The organism is Corynebacterium tuberculostearicum, assembly GCF_016894265.1.
Classification (GTDB): Bacteria; Actinomycetota; Actinomycetes; order Mycobacteriales; family Mycobacteriaceae; genus Corynebacterium; species Corynebacterium tuberculostearicum_D.
In genome coordinates, this window is sequence record NZ_CP069791.1 from 1,733,466 (window position 1) to 1,750,828 (window position 17,363).

Consider the following 17,363-nt stretch of genomic DNA (forward strand, 5'->3'; position numbering starts at 1 on the left):
CTGTGAATTCCCGTCAGATTATCCCGTTCATGTGGCTGCGACTCATCGTCGTCATCGGCTTTACCATTTTCGTGGCCGTTCAACAGATGTGGGTCATTGTGGCCATCTCGGTTCTGTTGGCACTGTTGACTATCTGGCAGCTGTGGAGCGCTTACCGGAACCGATAATTAGTCCTTCACGGTGTTGGGGGAACTTCCTCGAATAACGTCAGTGTGACGTTATATAGTGGTGTGGCTAGTCCCGCCAGTAGGGCGTATTTTCGCCCAATATTAGGTTTTCTGCCCCCGAGCGAAACACCGCCGCCAAAGGTTGGCCCCGGAATGAAGAAGTCCGAAAGATAGATGGGCCCGGCCGCCGCAAATCCGAGCTCCAATGAGCTACAGCCAGGATCGATACTTGGGACCGGGTCTGGCGGCCGGTGGATGGCGCGACAGAGACCACGCAGAGGCCACGAGGCGTCGCCAAGCAAAGCGCTGTAACATTGCATGGAGATTTAAGGATGCTGAAACGGGGCCCACTAGATGGACCGGGAGGATGTGTTAGCGCCCGGGGCGCCTATGGGGGCGGCACACGATAACCTCCGGATATCTGTAATTGTCCGATAATGTACATTATGTCATTTTAACTACGGGTGGCATTCCCCCTTTTAGTTCCTGACTCCATACATTGATACCTGCACCTCGCTTCTGTCGTTCGCTCCTGACAACACTCGCCCGAATGTAGCTTCCCAGATGTGCCATTCCTTCACGACAATTGGGCTCTCGTCATTTCTCATACGCCGGATGACCTCTTTTTCGGCTAGACCTCTCGTAGCACATGCGGCCTTAAGCTCTGGATCGAATTCTGCTCTCGACGGATCCGATCCCTGCGCGTGTCCACCGCTAAAAACCAGGTAGACCACTTCCGGATGGTGTTCTACATCCAGTGGACCTTTCCACCCACGCAGGTGTGCTTCTTCAGTCCAACAGGCTACCCCTGAGCGGTCTACACATTGTCCCATCGCTTTTTCTTGAGCGCGCGTCAGCGCAACTCCTGCAAAAGACTCATCATATGAATCGTCTTTCCGCGCAAACAATACGAAGAGCCGCGCGGTTCCTTTTCTTCTACTTCTTCGTATCCATGTCCACATCTTCTCACCCGGCTATCGGTTAGTTTTCAACCAAAATGCACACTAGCGCATATAACGGCCAAGCAGGTCTCTATCAGGGGCGATTCCAAGCCGGCGAACGTACCTCATCTCCACAGGGTGCGTAGAATCGACAACATGACGATTCAGCACGTAGTAGATAAGCCTTCCCGCGCAGCTCTCTTCCTCGTCCTTGAAATCAAGGATGGCGGCGAGCAAGCCACTCGCGATATGCTCACGGGGTTTGCCGGACTGTTTAAATCCGTGAACTTCCGCTATAACGAAGGCGAACTTTATACCGTAGTCGGCATTGGTGCCTCCATGTGGCCACGTTTGACCAGCGCGCCTATGCCGGAACGCCTGAAGGAATTTGAGGCAATCGATGCCGCACATAAGGCCCCGGCCACGCCAGGCGATATTCTTCTCCACTTCCGTGCGAATACCTATGACCTGTGCCATGAGATGGCCCGCCAGGTACTGGATCAGCTGGGCGATGCCGCCAGGGTTATCGATGAGACCCACGGCTTTAAGTACCTGGACCAGCGCGATTTACTAGGCTTTGTGGATGGCACCGCCAATCCCCTCGCCGAGGAGGCTTTGGATACCGTGCTGCTTGGCGATGACGCCGATTACCCTCGTGGCTCTTATGTCACCGTCCAGAAATATATCCACGACCTAGACAAGTGGAACGAGCTGAGCACCGAGGAGCAAGAAAAGGTCATCGGACGCACCAAGGCCGACGATATCGAGTTGGATGACGACACCAAGCCCACTAACTCTCACGTAGCCCTCAATGACCTAGAGGAAGATATTTACCGCGAGAACATGGTCTTCGGCTCTTTCGCCGCGGGTGAGATGGGCACTTACTTCATCGGCTATGCCAAGGACCCAGAAAACGTCATGGAACGCCTGCGCAATATGTTCATTGGCAAGCCGGAGGGAAACTACGACCGCATATTGGACTTCTCCACCGCGCTTACAGGCACCAACTTCTTTGTGCCCAGCGCGGATCTGATGAAGAACTTCGACGAGCTGCCTCCGGCCTAAAAGGCCACCTGTCGAGCGGCCGCCCGCCTAACGTCGGCCCCCGCGGTTGCGGTGGGCCAACCCAAATTGCACCGAGTCAATCATCCCGAGCGTCATAAGGGCCTCGCGGAGGGCAAATTGGAAGGTCCACAAGCGGCGGAAGACTGGGTCGAAGCCAGCGGCCGCTGCTTCCCGCAGGTGCCCATCGAAAAAGGAACGCTGCTGACGCAGGGACTCCAAGTAATGGGTGCCCACGTGTGTTTCGGACACGATGCGCAGGTTAGAGTTCTTATCTACTAGCTGGTGCATTTCCGTGGTGCGCGGATAGTCCAACCCCGGCCACACATAGGCTCGTAAGGCCTGAAGCGATGCCTTACCGGCCTCCGTCATTGACTCGGTCGCCACGATGGACTGGATTCCTGCCCGCCCATTAGGCGTCAAGAACCGGTCGACTGCGCGGATATATTCTTTGCGCTCGCTAGCGCTGAGTTGCTCTACCTTTTCTACGGTGACGATGGCGTCATAGTGCCCGTGCCACTGCTTGGGGTTCGGGACGACGCCGGGAATGCGCTCGACATGGATGGAATCGTCTGCCCCCTCTAGTACGAGGGCCTCGCGCATGTGGCTCATTTGGTCCACATCACTGGTCAAAACGTCAACCGTAGCGCGTCGCTTAGTCGCCCGCATCGCTGGCTGCATTCCGGCAGCCGGGTACACCAACAGGTGGGTTCCGGCGCCGGTACGGGTGACGTCAAGCAGCCAATCCGCCGCGCGGCGCTGCGCATCTCCCAGATCATCCCTGTCCACTCTCGTGGGCTCACTCAGCGTCGTGACATCGACGAAGTGGCTCTTCGGCTCCTTGCGGCCAGCCTTGGGGCTATAGCTTTCCACCGTTTCCCTTATGGTGGTCGGTACACCACTGGAGAAAATTCCACCGACATGGCTTAAACCATCGCCGGCATAGAGTCGAACCAATTCCAGCGGCAGCTCCCCTGGCTCCGACTTACCGGCACCCAGCATCTTGGCTTTGGGGAGGTAACCCACTCCCAATAAGCGGCCGAGGACCTTTACCAGCTGCGAGGAAGAAGTAACGGTCCACTCTCCTGCCATATAACTTTCCGCAAATCCCAGCCAACCGCTAGCGGCAATGCGCTCAAACAAGGCATCATGCCCCACCTTGAGATCTGGTCCGCCTTCGGCTTCTAGGTCTAGTTCTAGTCCGGCATCATCGCAGGCCTTGGCAAATTCTGCCTCTGCCCGGCGGGTTTTCATTCCAGGCCAACGAGGTGCGGGAACCGTAGCCACATTGGGCCAGGATTCTGCATCGATAGAGCTCAAATGCTCAGGGCGGCTAAAAGTCATAATGCCAGGTGCGCTCCTTGGTGGGCGGAGGAAGTCACTATCCGGAACAACCTTAGTCAGCTTTGTGCGCACCCCGGTTGAGGCGCTCCGGACAGCCGCGCCGGTTCTTCCCACGGAAACCGCAACGCAGCGGCGGAAGTTTATCAGTCATTAAGTATGCGCGTTCTGTTTGAAGTGTTTAGACTGTACGGGTACTAAACATTAGCTTTCTTAAGGAAGGTCGCATTAAATCCATGACTGATACCCCTTATCGCCCCAACGGTGGCCGCCACCACGTCGTCGTGGTTGGCGCCGGCTTCGGTGGTCTCAACACCGTTCAGAAGCTGAAGAACGCCGATGTGGAAATCACCCTCATCGATAAGAAGAACCACCACCTGTTCCAGCCGATGCTGTACCAGGTAGCAACCGGCATGATTTCCGCCGGTGAGGTTGCCCCTTCCACCCGCCAGCTGCTGCGCGATCAGGACAACGTCCACTTCGTCAACGCTGAGGTTACTGATATCAACCTGGCGGATCAGACGGTGACCGCCGAGCAAGACGAGTTCTCTCGCACCTATGCTTATGACTCCCTGGTTGTCGCCGCGGGTTCCGGTCAGTCCTACTTTGGCAACGACCACTTCGCTGAATTCGCCCCAGGCATGAAGACCTTGGACGATGCCCTGGAGCTGCGCTCTCGCATCATCTCGGCGTTTGAGAAGGCAGAGCTTACCGACGACCCTGCGGAGCGCGAGCGCCTGCTCACCTTCATCATCGTTGGCGCTGGCCCAACCGGCGTAGAGCTCACCGGCCAGATTGCCGAATTGGCAAACCGTACCCTCAACGATGTCTATTCCAACTACGGCACCACCTCGGCCAAGATTTACCTGCTCGATGGCGCCCCACAGGTACTACCGCCATTTGGCAAGCGCCTGGGCCGCAAGGCTCAGCGCACCTTGGAGAAGGAAGGCGTACAGGTTCACCTGAACGCGATGGTGACTGATGTAACCGCGGACACCGTCACCTACAAGGACATGAAGACCGAGGAAGAGACCACCCTGACGGGTGCTACAAAGATCTGGTCCGCTGGTGTGGCCGCTTCCCCACTGGGCAAGATGGTTGCAGAGCAGGCTGGCGTCGAGGCCGACCGCGCAGGTCGCGTCTCCGTCAACGAGGACCTGACCGTGGGCGAGCACAACAACGTCTACATGGTCGGTGACATGATCTCTCTCAACCGCCTGCCGGGTCTGGCACAGGTTGCTATCCAGGGCGGCGCGCACGTCGCTAAGCTCATCCAGGCCAAGGTGGACGAGGAATCTACCGCAAATGAGAAGGAAGCCTTCGACTACTTTGACAAGGGCTCCATGGCCATCGTCAAGCGCTTCAACGCCGTCGTTAAGCTGGGCAAGACCGAGTTCGGTGGCTTTGCCGGTTGGGTAGCATGGCTCGGCCTGCACCTGACCTACGTTATTGGTCTGCGCAGCCGCTTGGCCGTGCTGGTTAACTGGGCAACCAATATCCTCTCCCGCGATCGCGGCAACCTGGAGATCACCACCCAGCAGCGCATCGCACGCAATATCATTAACAAGAACGAGAAGTAATACCTCCTCGCTCGCATCGCCGCCCCACCTGCTGGAAAGCAGGCTCTGGGCGGCGATTTTTATTTTCCCTGGCTACCTGTTGCTAGCGCCGGCGATTCCACTACTGGGGAGCCCGGACGCCGATTTTCGCACATAGTTTCCGTGACCTTTGTTAGGCTGAGACACGCAACATGGGGTGCCGCACGCGGTGCGGCTGAGAAATACCCATCGAACCTGCACTCAGTTAGAACTAGCGAAGGGATAGTTGTGGAGTATGCTTTTCTGCGCGCACACGACGCTGTGCGCGAGTCCACGCCGCTTATTCAATGTTTGACCAATAAGGTCGTCAGCAACGTCACCGCCAATACCCTGCTGGCAATCGGAGCTAGCCCGGCGATGGTCGATACGCCGGAGGAATCGCGCGAATTCGCGCAGGTAGCCAGCGGCGTACTCATCAATTGCGGTACGCCCAGCTCCGAGCAATACGGCGGCATGCGCGAGGCCATCGCCGGGGCGAACTCCGCCCACACCTCCTGGGTACTCGATCCGGTAGGCGCCGGCGGCCTGAGCCACCGCACCGAATTCATGCGCGAGGTGCTGCCACTTGGACCGGCCGCGATTCGCGGTAATGCATCAGAAATAATTGCCCTCGCAGGAACCGGGCAGGGCGGCCGAGGCGTCGAATCCACCGATGGCGTGGAAGCCGCCCTAGATTCGGCAGTAGCACTTTCCCGGGATACCGGCGCCGTCGTGGCCATTTCCGGCCCACGGGACCTTATCGTCCACGTCGGCGATACAACGCGTGCCGTCTACCTCGAATCGGGGCACCCGATGCTCCAGAACGTCATCGGTACCGGCTGTTCGCTTGGTGCTATCTGCGCCGCATATCTGGCAGCGTGGGAGGATCCTTTCGAAGCGATCATCGCCGCCCACGCGCACGTTGGCGCGGCAGGTAGCGTGGCCGCCGAAAAACACCATGCCCCCGGCTCCTTTGCCGTTGCTTGGCTGGATGCGCTCTACGATGTCCCAACGGCGGATATCGAGGGCCTGGTCAAGCTCACTGACGTGGAGGAGGTTTAAGTGTCTATTGACTGGACGCTCTACCTAGTCACCGATCCAGACCTGGCTGGCGGGCGAGACAACGTGGTTTCCATCGTGCAGGAGGCTGTACGCGGCGGTGTAACCGTTGTCCAGCTCCGCGACAAGGAAGCAAGCGATGAACAAATCGAGCGCACCGCACGCGAATTGCTCGGCGTATTAGGCGATGTCCCGCTATTCATCAATGACCGCGTGGAGGTGGCCGCAAAACTCGGCTGCCACCTGCACATTGGGCAGGATGATATGGCTTTTCGCGAGGCCGGGGAGAAGCTAGGTGAGGACCAGCTTATTGGCTTATCCATCGGCAGTAACGAGGAGCTTGCTGCTATTGCGGACGATGCGCGCCCAGATGTCATCGGCATCGGGCCCGTGCATTCGACTGCAACGAAGAAAAACGCCCCAGCCGGCATGGGTACGGCTGCGGCCGCAGCACTCGCCCACGCCGCACATGAGCGAGGTATCGAATCCGTCGCCATCGGCGGAATCAAGACCCATAATGCGCACGAGCTGGCGGGCAGCGACTTTGCTGGAATTTGCGTAGTCAGCGACATCATGGCGGCCAAGGACCCCGCAGCAGCCGCCGCTCACCTTAAGGAGGCTTTCCATGGCTAAAGGCATCTATCCCCGAGTACTGTCCATTGCCGGAACCGATCCCACCGGCGGAGCAGGCATTCAAGTCGATCTGAAATCCATCTCTGCCGCAGGCGGCTACGGTATGAGCGTGGTGACGGCGTTGGTGGCTCAAAACACCCAGGGCGTTCGCAGCGTCCACGTACCACCGGTCGACTTTCTGCAGGAGCAGCTAGACTCCGTCATCGATGATGTGGAGATTGATGCGGTAAAGATTGGCATGCTTGCCGACGCCGCCATTACCGCCAAGGTCGCAGACTTCCTGCGCCGCCTGCCGGACGATGTTCCCGTGGTGCTTGATCCGGTCATGGTGGCTACCAGCGGAGACCGCCTGCTGGAAGAGGAAGCAGAACAGGCCGTGCGCGAACTCTGCTCCCAGGTGGACCTCATCACCCCCAACTTGAAGGAATTGGCAGTCCTTACCCAGACGGACGAGGCGAGCGACCTAGAAGAGGCTATTGCCACGGCGAAGGAATGGGCGAAGGGTGCTGGTACCGCGGTCGTCGTCAAGGGCGGGCACCTCGATTCCGACATCGCCGATAATGCGGTGGTCAATGCGGATGAGGCTGTGCACCGCGTTGCTTCCAGCCGTGTGGACACGAAGAATACGCATGGTACTGGCTGTTCCCTTTCCTCTGCCCTAGCCACCCGCCTGGGAGCCGGCGATAGCCCCGCGGCAGCTCTTACGTGGTCCACCCAGTGGCTGCATGAGGCCATTGCCCATGCGGATGCGCTTCACGTGGGCAAGGGACACGGCCCCGTGGACCACCTGCATCGCTCGCAGCGCCTTATGCAGGCGGCGTCTACCCTGCCCCAGCCGTATTTATCCGGCAACCTGGTAGAACCGGAAAACGTCGACCAGCCCCGCGTTCCCGCGGCCGGCCCGCACACGCAACGCCTGTGGAACCTAGCCGGGGAATACTGGGAGGCCATCAAGGATCTGCCCTTTATTCGGGCCTTGGGCACGGGAGCGTTGGAAAAGGATGCCTTTGGCTTCTACCTCGACCAAGATGCCCAGTACCTGAACGCTTATTCCAAGGCGTTAGCTCGCCTCGCCAGCCAAGCCCCAGAAGCGGCACAGCAGCTGCACTGGGCTGAGGGAGCGCATGATTGCTTGGCGGTGGAGGCCGAGCTGCACCGCGGCTGGCTCGAAAGCAATATCACGACCGCAGCCTCCCGGGTAACTAGCGCCTATACGGATTTCCTTATCCGCTCGACGCATACGGATGACTACGTGGTAGGTGCTGCGGCGGTACTGCCCTGCTACTGGCTGTATGCAGAGGTAGGCCTCCACCTTGCAGAATTTGATTCCCCCAAACACCCCTATCACTCATGGCTTTCCATGTACGGCGGCGAGGACTTCCTCAACGGGGTTCGCGCTAGCCTCGACATCGTCGAACAAGCCCTCGCCGGGGCGGATGAGCGCACCCGCCTGCGGGCCGAGCGCGCCTATATCACCGCTAGCCACCATGAGGTCGACTTCTTCGACCAAGCCGATAGGCGTTTTTAGGCCAGCAGGTCGGAGCCAGGGCGCGAAAGAACGGCGACGAGGAAGGTGGAATGCTCCGAGAAGAGCTTCATGTCCCACGAGGAGAAAGTGAAGTCGACTCGGTAGCCCACCTTCTGGGCCATGTCGAGGAAATCAGAAAATTCCCAGCCACGGCCCTCGCCGAAGCCGGTGACGAGGCGACCACCGGGTTTGAGGGAATTATAGATATTGCGCAGCGCGGGCTCGCGGCCGTCCTTTGCTAGAAAGCCCATGACATTGCCTGCGGATACGGCGATATCAAAGGGGCCTTCGGGCACCTCTTCCTCGCACAGATCTCCCACAAACCATTGCCCCTCTGGGAAATCGTGCTCTGCGTGCTCGATGAGAATGGGGTCTACGTCGACGCCTACAACGCTGTGGCCACGGCGAAGCAGCTCACCGCCCACACGCCCGGTGCCACAGCCGGCATCGAGGATGGTGGAGTTGCGCTCCACCATGGCGTCGATAAGCCGGGCCTCGCCATTGATGTCTTTACCCTGTGCGGCTAGCACCTTCCATTTGCGAGCAAAGTTATGGGAGTGCTCGGGATTAGCTTCGGTTACTTCTTTCCACGTAGGCATAGATTCGATTATATTACCCGCCTTCGGTGTAAGATTTACCCGCTGCGTAAAATCGCCGCCTGCCCATTGGGAAAATACCCGCACTACCGCGCAAAGGAGGCTGAAAAGATGCCATCCGTACCTTCACCCTTTAGGGGCCGCAAGAAATCCGAGCCTCCTAGTAAGCCTACTTCCCTGCCGGTACCACCGGAGCGCGCCATCGAACATTGCCGCGTCTTTGTGGATGGCGAGGCGCTTCCCGGGGAGTATTCCACCAGCTCCGCGCTGGAAGCCATAGAGGAATACGGCCGCGGATTTATTTGGGTGGGCCTCCATGAGCCCTACGAGTCCCAAATGACCAAAGTGGCTTCCCAGTTTGGCATCCATGAACTTATCGTGGAAGACGTCGTTATGGCCCACCAGCGCCCCAAGCTCGAGCGTTACGATGATCAGCTCTTCGTGGTCGCGCGTTCCGTGAACTACCGCGATCACGATGAGGTCACGGATAAGCGCCAGATCATTTCCACCGGTGAGATCCAGATGATCATGGGCTCCAACTTCATCATCACCGTGCGCCACGGCGCAAAGCTGCCCAACCTGGCTTATACGGTAGAAGATGAACAGGACTTGGTGGAGCTTGGACCGGTGGCCATGGCCTGGAAGATCCTGGATATGATGGTGGACCGCTACTCGGAGATTTCCCGCCTTATCAGCATCGAAGTCGATGAGCTGGAAGAAGAAATCTTCACCCCGAGCCTCAAGTTTGATGTGGACCGCATCTACATGTTCAAGCGCGAGGTGCTAGAGATGAAGCATGCCATTGACCCGCTCTCAGTGGCGCTGAAGTCCATGGTTTCTGACCACAAGGATTTAATTTCCAAACAATTGCGCTCCTACCTGCGCGACGTCAACGACCATGAGCTAGTGGTCAAGGACCAGGTCTCCAGCTTCGATGAGCGTCTTACCTCGCTTATCGACGCCTCCGTGGCCAAGGTAACGATGCAACAGAACTCCGACATGCGCACCATTTCCGCGGTCGTTGGCATGTGGGCCGCACCCACCCTGGTGGCGGGTATCTACGGGATGAACTTCGACATCATGCCGGAGCTGCACTGGGCGCTGGGGTACCCCATGGCAATTATCATTATGATCTTGGTAGTGGTAGGCCTGTGGGCTTGGTTCCGAAAGAACCACTGGCTCTAATCCCTCCGGTACGCTCGTACACTATGAGCGATATCACTGTTTACGGCGCTACCGGGCTGGTCGGCCAATTGGTGGCGCGCTACCTTGCCTCGATTAACGCGCCCTCTGTGACTCTGGCCGGCCGGAACCGACCGGTGCTAGCCGCGCTGCGCGATGAACTCAATCAGCACTGGGACATCGCCATCGCCGCCGCCGATGATGCCGACGCTGTAGAGCACATGGTGGAAAATACCAAGGTACTAATCACCGTGGTGGGTCCCTACAGCCTGTATGGCGGCCACGTCGTTGCCGCCTGTGCGCGCCATGGCGTAGATTATGTTGACCTCTGCGGTGAGGTTCCCTTTATTCGCCGAAGCATCGATTCCCACCACGCCACCGCCCAATCTACGGGTGCGCGCATCGTTCACTCCTGCGGCTTTGATTCCGTCCCCTCGGATATTGGCATGCTCAATCTCTACCAGGCGGCAGGAAAGCCGTTTGCACGGGTGCAGATGGTCGTCGACAAGCTCAAAGGCGGAATCTCACCGGGCACCATCGAGTCTTCCCTGCAGGTCTCGCATGCCGCGCACGCGGATAAAGATGTAGCCCGCAACCTGCACAATCCTTACTCACTGGACCCGGATCCCAAGGCCGGGCCACGCTTAGACGGCCTTCAGAATGACTTCGAAATCAAAGAAGTCGACGGCGTGGGCTGGGTAGGACCATTTTTCATGTCCATGTTCAATACCCGCGTGGTGCGCCGCTCTAACGCTCTGCTAGGGCGCGCGTGGGGCACACGCCTGTTTTACAAGGAAGCATGGTGGGCGGGCACCGGTCTTCCCGGTCGCGCCCGCGCCTATGGGCTGGCGCTCGCCACCAAGCTACTTTTTGATGGCACTCAGTCGCGCCTGCGCCCACTGGTGGAAAAGGTCCTGCCCACCCCCGGACCTAGCGGCGCACATTTCCAGGTCAGCCACCACGGCATTACCGAAGATGGCCAACGCTGGCGAGCAACTGTGTCGGCACAAGGCGACCCGGGCTATGAAGTCACCGCAATGATGCTGAGCCAGGCTGCGCTCTGCTTGCTCGATTCGCGCTCCGGCACTAGCCGCGCAGGCGGCGTATTCACCCCGGCCACCGGACTTGGAAAGCCCTATCTGCAGCGGCTTTCCGCCCACGGCATGTCTTTTACCGCCGCTCGGATGAACTAGCGCAGAATCATAGTGCGCAAGGTGGTGCGGGCGATAAGCTCGCGGCCTTGCCGCATCTCGACGCTCCACACATGGGTGCGGCCGCCTAGCTGGACCGGCGTGGCCACGGCTTCTAACTCGCCCTCGCCTGTGGAGCGAATGAAGTCGCTGGAGTTATTGACGCCGACTGCGGGGGCGTCGGCAGCCGCCACGCTGGCAATGGAGGCCACGGTTTCTGCGATGGAGCAATACAACCCGCCGTTGGCTACTCCCCAAGGTTGGTGATGCTCAGGCAGCACCTGCAGCTTCGCACGGGCCTCGCGCGGGCCCACGTGGGTGAACAGCAGTCCTAGCAATTCCGCAAGGCCGCCGTTTAAGGCATTGAGAGACTCCAGTTCTTCTGCGTTGAGCACTCGCGTGTGCGCGAGGTGGAGCAAGTCATTGAGTTTCTGCGTATCCGACATAGTCCACCAGCCTAGCCATTGATGCCAGCCTCGCAGCCTATTGACGTAGGATAGGTAGCATGACTGATAAGAAAGAACTTGCTCAGATTGGCGTCGTGGGATTGGCGGTCATGGGCTCTAATTTGGCCCGTAACTTTGCCCGCAACGGCAATACCGTAGCGGTGTATAACCGCAGCCCTGAAAAGACTCATGCACTCATTGAGGGCCACGGTGAGGAAGGCAACTTTGTGCCCTCGGAAACCATCGAAGACTTTGTGGCTTCCTTGGAGCGCCCGCGCAAGGCAATCATTATGGTCAAGGCTGGCAAGGCCACCGATGCCGTCATCGATCAGCTGGCCGAGGTCATGGATGATGGCGATATCATCATCGACGGCGGCAATGCCTTGTTCACTGACACCATTCGCCGCGAGAAGGACGTAGCCGCCCGCGGCAAGCACTTCGTCGGTGCCGGAATCTCCGGTGGCGAGGAGGGCGCACTCAATGGTCCGGCCATCATGCCCGGCGGCCCCAAGGAGTCGTGGGAGACCCTCGGCCCGATTCTTGAGTCCATCGCTGCCAACGTGGACGGCACTCCGTGTGTCACCCACATTGGTGCAGACGGCGCCGGCCACTTTGTCAAGATGGTCCACAATGGCATCGAGTATGCCGATATGCAGGTCATCGGCGAGGCCTATCAGCTGCTGCGCTATGGCGCGGGCATGGAGCCGGCCGAGATCGCAGAGGTATTCCGCGAATGGAACTCCGGCGACCTTGATTCCTACCTCATTGAAATCACCGCCGAGGTTCTGGCCCAAAAGGATCCGGAGACTGGCGCCCCGCTGGTCGACATCATCGTGGACGCCGCCGGCCAGAAGGGCACCGGCCGCTGGACTGCCATCAATGGATTGGAACTCGGCGTTCCGATTACCGGTATTGCCGAATCCGTCTTCGCCCGCGCGCTGTCCTCATCCACCGCGCAGCGCAGTGCCGCCCAAGAAGGTCAGCTTCCCGCCGGCACCATCAAGGCGCTCGACGTGGACAAGGCCGAGTTCATCGAGGATGTGCGCCGCGCGCTCTATGCCGCCAAGCTCATTGCCTACTCCCAAGGCTTTGACGAGATTAAGGCCGGGTCCGAAGAATTCGGTTGGGACGTTGACCCGCGCGATCTAGCAACCATCTGGCGCGGCGGCTGCATCATCCGCGCCAAGTTCTTGGATCGCATCCGCGCAGCCTACGACAATAATGCGGATCTGCCCGCCCTCATTCTCGACCCCTACTTCAAGGGCGAGCTGGAAGACCTCATCGACCCTTGGCGCCGCGTGGTCGTCGCCGCTACCCAGCTGGGACTTCCGGCACCGGTCTTTGCCTCGTCCCTCTCCTACTACGACAGCCTGCGTGCCGAGCGCCTGCCGGCTGCTCTCATTCAGGGCCAGCGCGATTTCTTCGGCGCCCACACCTTCAAGCGCACCGACAAGCCGGGTACCTTCCACATTGAGTGGTCCGGTGACCGCAGCCTGACCCAGACCGACTAGATTCGCAGTCACGTGATCAGGGGCCCTTCGGGGCCCCTTTTTACTTTCCCAAGCAGGTCTTTCTTGTTGAATGCGGCGATCCGCCACGCTGCCGATAGGATGGGAAAGCGATGACTACCTTTGCCGATCTCGGCCTTCCCCAGCGCCTGGTGCACGTCCTGCACAACGAAGGCATTACCGAACCGTTTCCTATTCAAAAAGCCGCGATTCCCGACGCCCTCGCAGGCAAAGACGTCCTCGGCCGCGGCCCTACCGGGTCAGGCAAGACCTATACCTTTGGCCTGCCCATGCTCGCCCGCCTTGCCGGAACCGGTGCGTCCAAGCCTGCTCATCCCCGTGCGCTCATCCTCGCCCCCACCCGCGAGTTAGCTACTCAGATTCACCAGCGCCTTGATGAACCTGCGGCAACGCTGGGCTTAAGAGTGCTCGCTGTCGTGGGCGGGGTAAATATCAATCACCATATTCGCTCCCTCGCCCGCCCCGTTGATGTTCTTGTCGCGACCCCTGGCCGTGCCCAGGATCTAATCGACCAGGGCAAGCTGCATTTGGATGCGGTCCAGATCACTGCGCTGGATGAAGCCGACCAGATGGCCGATATGGGCTTTTTGCCCCAGGTACGCAAGCTTCTGCGCCTAACTCCGGCGCAAGGCCAGCGCTTGCTGTTTTCGGCAACGCTTGACGGTGACGTCAACAAGCTGGTGGAGCAATTCCTCCATGATCCGGTGGTTCACTCCACTGCCCCGGTGCAAGCTGCAGTGGATTCCATGTCCCATCACCTCTTTTTCGTCGGCGAGCGGCCCGCCCGCAACGAGGTGGTGCTGCGCATCGCTGCCCGCCAAGGCAAGACCATCATGTTCATGCGCACCAAGCACGGCGTGGACAGGCAGGTCAAGAAATTGCGTCGCTCCGGCATCAACGCTTATCCATTGCATGGCGATAAAGGCCAAGGCGCGCGTACCCGTGCAATCGAAGGATTCGCCGATGGCAGCATTCCAGTCTTGGTCGCCACCGATATTGCCGCCCGCGGTATCGATATTGCGGACGTTTCACTCGTCGTTCACGTCGATCCGCCCGCGGAGCACAAAGCCTATCTCCATCGCGCCGGCCGCACGGCACGCGGCGGTGCTGCGGGTACCGTGATCACTTTGGTTATGGATGAACAGCGCAAAGAAGTAGCTGCTCTCATAGAAAAGGCTGGCGTCACGGCTACTGAGCACGATATTTCCCACCGTGACAATCCTGCTGGCGCACCGATCCTTAAGGAGATTACGGGCGCTCGCAAACCCAATGGCCCTGCCCTTCCCCCACCCGGGCAGGACTCGCCCCAGAAACCGGCGAAATCTGTCAAGAAGTCCAATTCCCAACGCCGCCGCTCGGGCGGCAAAGTCGCCCGCCGCCGACGCCGCTAAGTCAAGGAGGTAAACGCTCATGCGCATCTTGAGCCCTGAGGAATGGAGTGCTCAACAGCATGAACACGAAAAGCAAGCCACCGACCGCTTGGAGCGCTTCCGGCATCCTGGCAGCTACCACCCTGTTTTCGATTTCCTCTTTGAGTACTACCCCGTACGCCCTTCTCACCTAAAGCGCTGGCACCCGGGTGTAGGAACTGCGCTAGCAGGCACTCCTCCGCACGCCGAATGGCGGGATTACCACGCCACCTCAGACGGCATCACCGTCGACCTCGCCAGTTTTCTAAAGCGTCGAGGTGACTCGGTTCGCTATATCTCCAATCTACTTCGGCGCTCCGCTACCAATCCGGCCCACTTTGACTGCTTTGGTCTACATGAATGGGCGATGGTCTACCACACGGATTCCCCGCGCCATTCGCTGCCCTTGCGGCTCGGTGCGGACGGCACCAACCGGGTTGTAGATGAGCACTCAATTAAGTGTTCTCACTATGATGCCTTCCGGTTCTTTACTCCTCCCGCTCGGCCCCTCAACCTCACCGTTTTGCACCGTGAAGACCAGCCCGACAATGACCAGGCAGGCTGCGTACACGTCACGATGGATTTATATAAGTGGGCATGGAAGCTGGGACCACTAGTTCCAGGCGAACTTTTCCTTGAGTGCCTGGATCTGGCGATTGAAGCGCGCATCCTTGACATGGAGGCATCCCCTTATGACTGCCGTGATTGGGGACTTGGCGTCGTGCCCATCGAAACCCCTGAGGGCAAGGCCGAGTACGTTTCGAGGCAAAGAACGCTGGCACACAAAGCTAAACCACTGCGAGACCGGCTTGTCGCTGTGATAGATCAGGCACTTGCCCCGCTAGAATGAGCCACTAACAACGGCAGTTTGCTTGGGAGGAAGACACCACATGGCACGGCATTCAAACGGGAAAAATAGCTTCGCAGTAGCGGGATGGGTTATTGCGGTGGCTATTATCGCGCTGCTGGCCATAATTGCCTTGGTGGCCTTCCTCTTGCGCGGCGCGGGCAACGACGACGGCGAAGACTCCGCCGCCCCCGCCGCAGTGGAAACCACCACCGAGGCTGCACCGGAGACCAGCACGGCAGCTACTTCCAGTGCTTCCACGTCCGCTGCGCCCACGAGCTCTTCTTCCCCGAAGAGCTCCGCTCCTGCGACGAGTTCCGCAGCAGCTCCCAAGCCCGATGTGACAATGGCGGCAAATACGCTCCTGCTCTTGGATACCTCTTCGGCCATGGCGCCAATGTACGGACCTGTATCCAAAGCCTTGGGCAACACTGCTTCTGACCTAGCCGCGGACGGCGGGGCAGTCTCGTTGTGGAACTACTCCTCTCCTATTTCTGAGACCGCCACGGTTGGCTTCCGCCAAAATCTGGGCTTTGGTGATGGCAACGCTGTATCCGGAACGCTCGGTGGCTTTGGAACCGGCGGCGTTCCGCAAACGCGCAGCGCCGTTATAGCAGCTGTCGCCAATGCCGCCGATCAAGCCACAGGGACTGGCGACAAGGCGCGCGTGGTCGTGGTAACTACTGGTACCGAGCAGGACATGGATGACGCGCAATTCACGTCCGCTCTTGACGACGCCGCCTCTAAGGACGTTTCCCTCAGCGTCGTCCATGTCGGTGAAGGCAATGTCGATGCCGCACTGAAGTCCGCAGCTGATAGCTTCACCTCCGTTGACTCAGCCGATGAGGCCACGGTTTCTGGGGCGATGACTAAGGCCGCAGGGGTTTAATACGCGACTCTTTCTTTTCCAAGGCACCGAACGACGACTCGTTCGATGCCTTTATTGTCGACCGTAGTGACTACTGCTCACCTACGCCGCGGAGCTACGGGCACTTTCCCAAATATAAGCTGAGAGTCGGCTCGGGCACTAGGCGCCTGGGCTCGACCTCGATACCACCAGCTACATAGCGCAGAGAGGAACTGTCTTGCATGGTGTACTCGTGGCGATAGAGATTAAAAATCCACCCTGCTTCCCCGTGAGCTGGGAAGCAGGGTGGATTCTGTGTGGACGAGCTTAGGAGCTCTTGCGCTTGCGGCGAGCAGCCAACTCGTCGAGGCCGACGACGTTGTCCTCGGCGAAGTCTTCGATGCGCTCCGAAGGGAAGGAAGAAATGGTGCCGGACAGTTCCTTCAAGATACCCGGAACTGCAATGCCGAAGACGCCTTGACCGCCGGCGAGCAAGTCAATGACCTCATCGTTGGAACGGCACTCATAAACGGTAGTGCCGTCGGATACGAGGGTCAGTTCTGCTAGGTCATTCACACCACGATCCCGTAGGGACTCAACTGCCAAACGGATATTTTGCAGAGAGATGCCGGTATCCAGCAGGCGCTTCACGATCTTGAGCACCAATACATCCTTGAAGGAGTACAGGCGCTGGGAGCCGGAGCCGCGTGCCGTGCGGATGGAAGGGTTGACCAGGTTGGTGCGTGCCCAATAGTCCAGCTGGCGGTAGGTGATGCCTGCAACTTGGCAAGCGATGGGAACGCGGTAGCCCACCTCTTCGTCGGGTCCGACGTCAAAAAGCGATTCCTGTACGTAGGTGGATTCGGACTGGGAGTCCTCGTTAATGCTCACGTAATTACTCCAATGGGGTTTGTTGGAAGTTCTAAAGATCAATTAAAAGCCAAGCACATACGCCCGTCAAGCGCTGCTTGCTCAACTGTCAAGTACAACTTTAGACTTCTCAAACCCC

16 protein-coding genes are annotated in these 17,363 nt (G+C 59.0%); 12 read left to right on the top strand and 4 right to left on the bottom strand.

All coding sequences use genetic code 11. The features are described 5' to 3' along the window. Positions 1 to 2: 2 nt before the first annotated feature. Positions 3 to 167, top strand: a complete 165-nt coding sequence (locus I6J28_RS08295) for a hypothetical protein (RefSeq protein ID WP_204611469.1) — start codon at positions 3 to 5, stop codon at positions 165 to 167. Positions 168 to 1,264: 1,097 nt separating this feature from the next. Further along, entirely contained in the window at positions 1,265 to 2,173 is a 909-nt protein-coding gene (locus I6J28_RS08300; protein WP_204609095.1) for a Dyp-type peroxidase, read from the top strand. A 27-nt stretch (positions 2,174 to 2,200) separates the two neighbouring features. Here I6J28_RS08300 and I6J28_RS08305 read toward each other — a convergent pair whose 3' ends face one another. Further along, a complete protein-coding gene (locus I6J28_RS08305; RefSeq protein ID WP_204609097.1) occupies positions 2,201 to 3,514 on the bottom strand; it encodes a class I SAM-dependent methyltransferase in 1,314 nt (437 codons plus the stop codon). A gap of 233 nt (positions 3,515 to 3,747) precedes the next feature. On the opposite strand from I6J28_RS08305, the gene I6J28_RS08310 reads away from it, so the two are divergent. From I6J28_RS08310 to I6J28_RS08325, 4 genes are all read left to right on the top strand, one after another. Then, positions 3,748 to 5,091: an NAD(P)/FAD-dependent oxidoreductase gene (locus I6J28_RS08310; protein WP_005324756.1), complete on the top strand. Its 1,344-nt coding sequence runs from the start codon at positions 3,748 to 3,750 to the stop codon at positions 5,089 to 5,091. A gap of 246 nt (positions 5,092 to 5,337) precedes the next feature. Further along, the gene (thiM, locus tag I6J28_RS08315; RefSeq protein ID WP_204609099.1) at positions 5,338 to 6,150 is read left to right on the top strand and encodes a hydroxyethylthiazole kinase; all 813 of its coding nucleotides are present in this window, start codon (positions 5,338 to 5,340) and stop codon (positions 6,148 to 6,150) included. Next, positions 6,151 to 6,780 carry a thiamine phosphate synthase gene (gene thiE, locus I6J28_RS08320; RefSeq protein WP_204609101.1) on the top strand — a complete coding sequence of 210 codons (630 nt, stop codon included), beginning with the start codon at positions 6,151 to 6,153 and terminating at the stop codon, positions 6,778 to 6,780. It abuts the gene before it with no gap. After that, positions 6,773 to 8,308: a bifunctional hydroxymethylpyrimidine kinase/phosphomethylpyrimidine kinase gene (locus I6J28_RS08325; RefSeq protein WP_204609103.1), complete on the top strand. Its 1,536-nt coding sequence runs from the start codon at positions 6,773 to 6,775 to the stop codon at positions 8,306 to 8,308. The genes thiE and I6J28_RS08325 overlap by 8 nt, the downstream gene beginning before the upstream one ends. Here the strand turns inward: I6J28_RS08325 and I6J28_RS08330 are convergent. After that, complete coding sequence (locus I6J28_RS08330) at positions 8,305 to 8,907, bottom strand: class I SAM-dependent methyltransferase (protein WP_049360936.1); 603 nt, start codon at positions 8,905 to 8,907, stop codon at positions 8,305 to 8,307. The genes I6J28_RS08325 and I6J28_RS08330 overlap by 4 nt on opposite strands. A 108-nt stretch (positions 8,908 to 9,015) precedes the next feature. Between I6J28_RS08330 and I6J28_RS08335 the strand changes: the two genes are divergently transcribed. Next, a complete protein-coding gene (locus I6J28_RS08335) occupies positions 9,016 to 10,089 on the top strand; it encodes a magnesium and cobalt transport protein CorA (RefSeq protein WP_204609105.1) in 1,074 nt (357 codons plus the stop codon). Between the two features lie 23 nt (positions 10,090 to 10,112). After that, positions 10,113 to 11,279: a saccharopine dehydrogenase family protein gene (locus I6J28_RS08340; RefSeq protein WP_204609107.1), complete on the top strand. Its 1,167-nt coding sequence runs from the start codon at positions 10,113 to 10,115 to the stop codon at positions 11,277 to 11,279. Here I6J28_RS08340 and I6J28_RS08345 read toward each other — a convergent pair. Continuing rightward, positions 11,276 to 11,722: a PaaI family thioesterase gene (locus tag I6J28_RS08345; protein ID WP_204609109.1), complete on the bottom strand. Its 447-nt coding sequence runs from the start codon at positions 11,720 to 11,722 to the stop codon at positions 11,276 to 11,278. The genes I6J28_RS08340 and I6J28_RS08345 overlap by 4 nt on opposite strands. Before the next feature lie 59 nt (positions 11,723 to 11,781). Between I6J28_RS08345 and gndA the strand changes: the two genes are divergently transcribed. The 4 genes from gndA (at position 11,782) to I6J28_RS08365 (ending at position 16,396) form a co-directional block, all read left to right on the top strand. Beyond that, on the top strand, positions 11,782 to 13,233 hold the full coding sequence (gene gndA / locus I6J28_RS08350) for an NADP-dependent phosphogluconate dehydrogenase (RefSeq protein ID WP_204609112.1): 1,452 nt from the start codon (positions 11,782 to 11,784) through the stop codon (positions 13,231 to 13,233). A gap of 110 nt (positions 13,234 to 13,343) precedes the next feature. Continuing rightward, positions 13,344 to 14,642, top strand: coding sequence for a DEAD/DEAH box helicase (locus I6J28_RS08355; RefSeq protein WP_204609115.1), 1,299 nt, complete (start codon positions 13,344 to 13,346; stop codon positions 14,640 to 14,642). A 19-nt stretch (positions 14,643 to 14,661) separates the two neighbouring features. After that, on the top strand, positions 14,662 to 15,510 hold the full coding sequence (locus I6J28_RS08360) for a 3-methyladenine DNA glycosylase (RefSeq protein WP_204609118.1): 849 nt from the start codon (positions 14,662 to 14,664) through the stop codon (positions 15,508 to 15,510). Between the two features lie 40 nt (positions 15,511 to 15,550). Beyond that, positions 15,551 to 16,396, top strand: coding sequence for a hypothetical protein (locus I6J28_RS08365; RefSeq protein ID WP_204609120.1), 846 nt, complete (start codon positions 15,551 to 15,553; stop codon positions 16,394 to 16,396). Between the two features lie 285 nt (positions 16,397 to 16,681). Here the strand turns inward: I6J28_RS08365 and I6J28_RS08370 are convergent, their stop codons facing one another. After that, positions 16,682 to 17,245, bottom strand: coding sequence for a MerR family transcriptional regulator (locus tag I6J28_RS08370; RefSeq protein WP_204609122.1), 564 nt, complete (start codon positions 17,243 to 17,245; stop codon positions 16,682 to 16,684). Positions 17,246 to 17,363 lie beyond the last annotated feature (118 nt).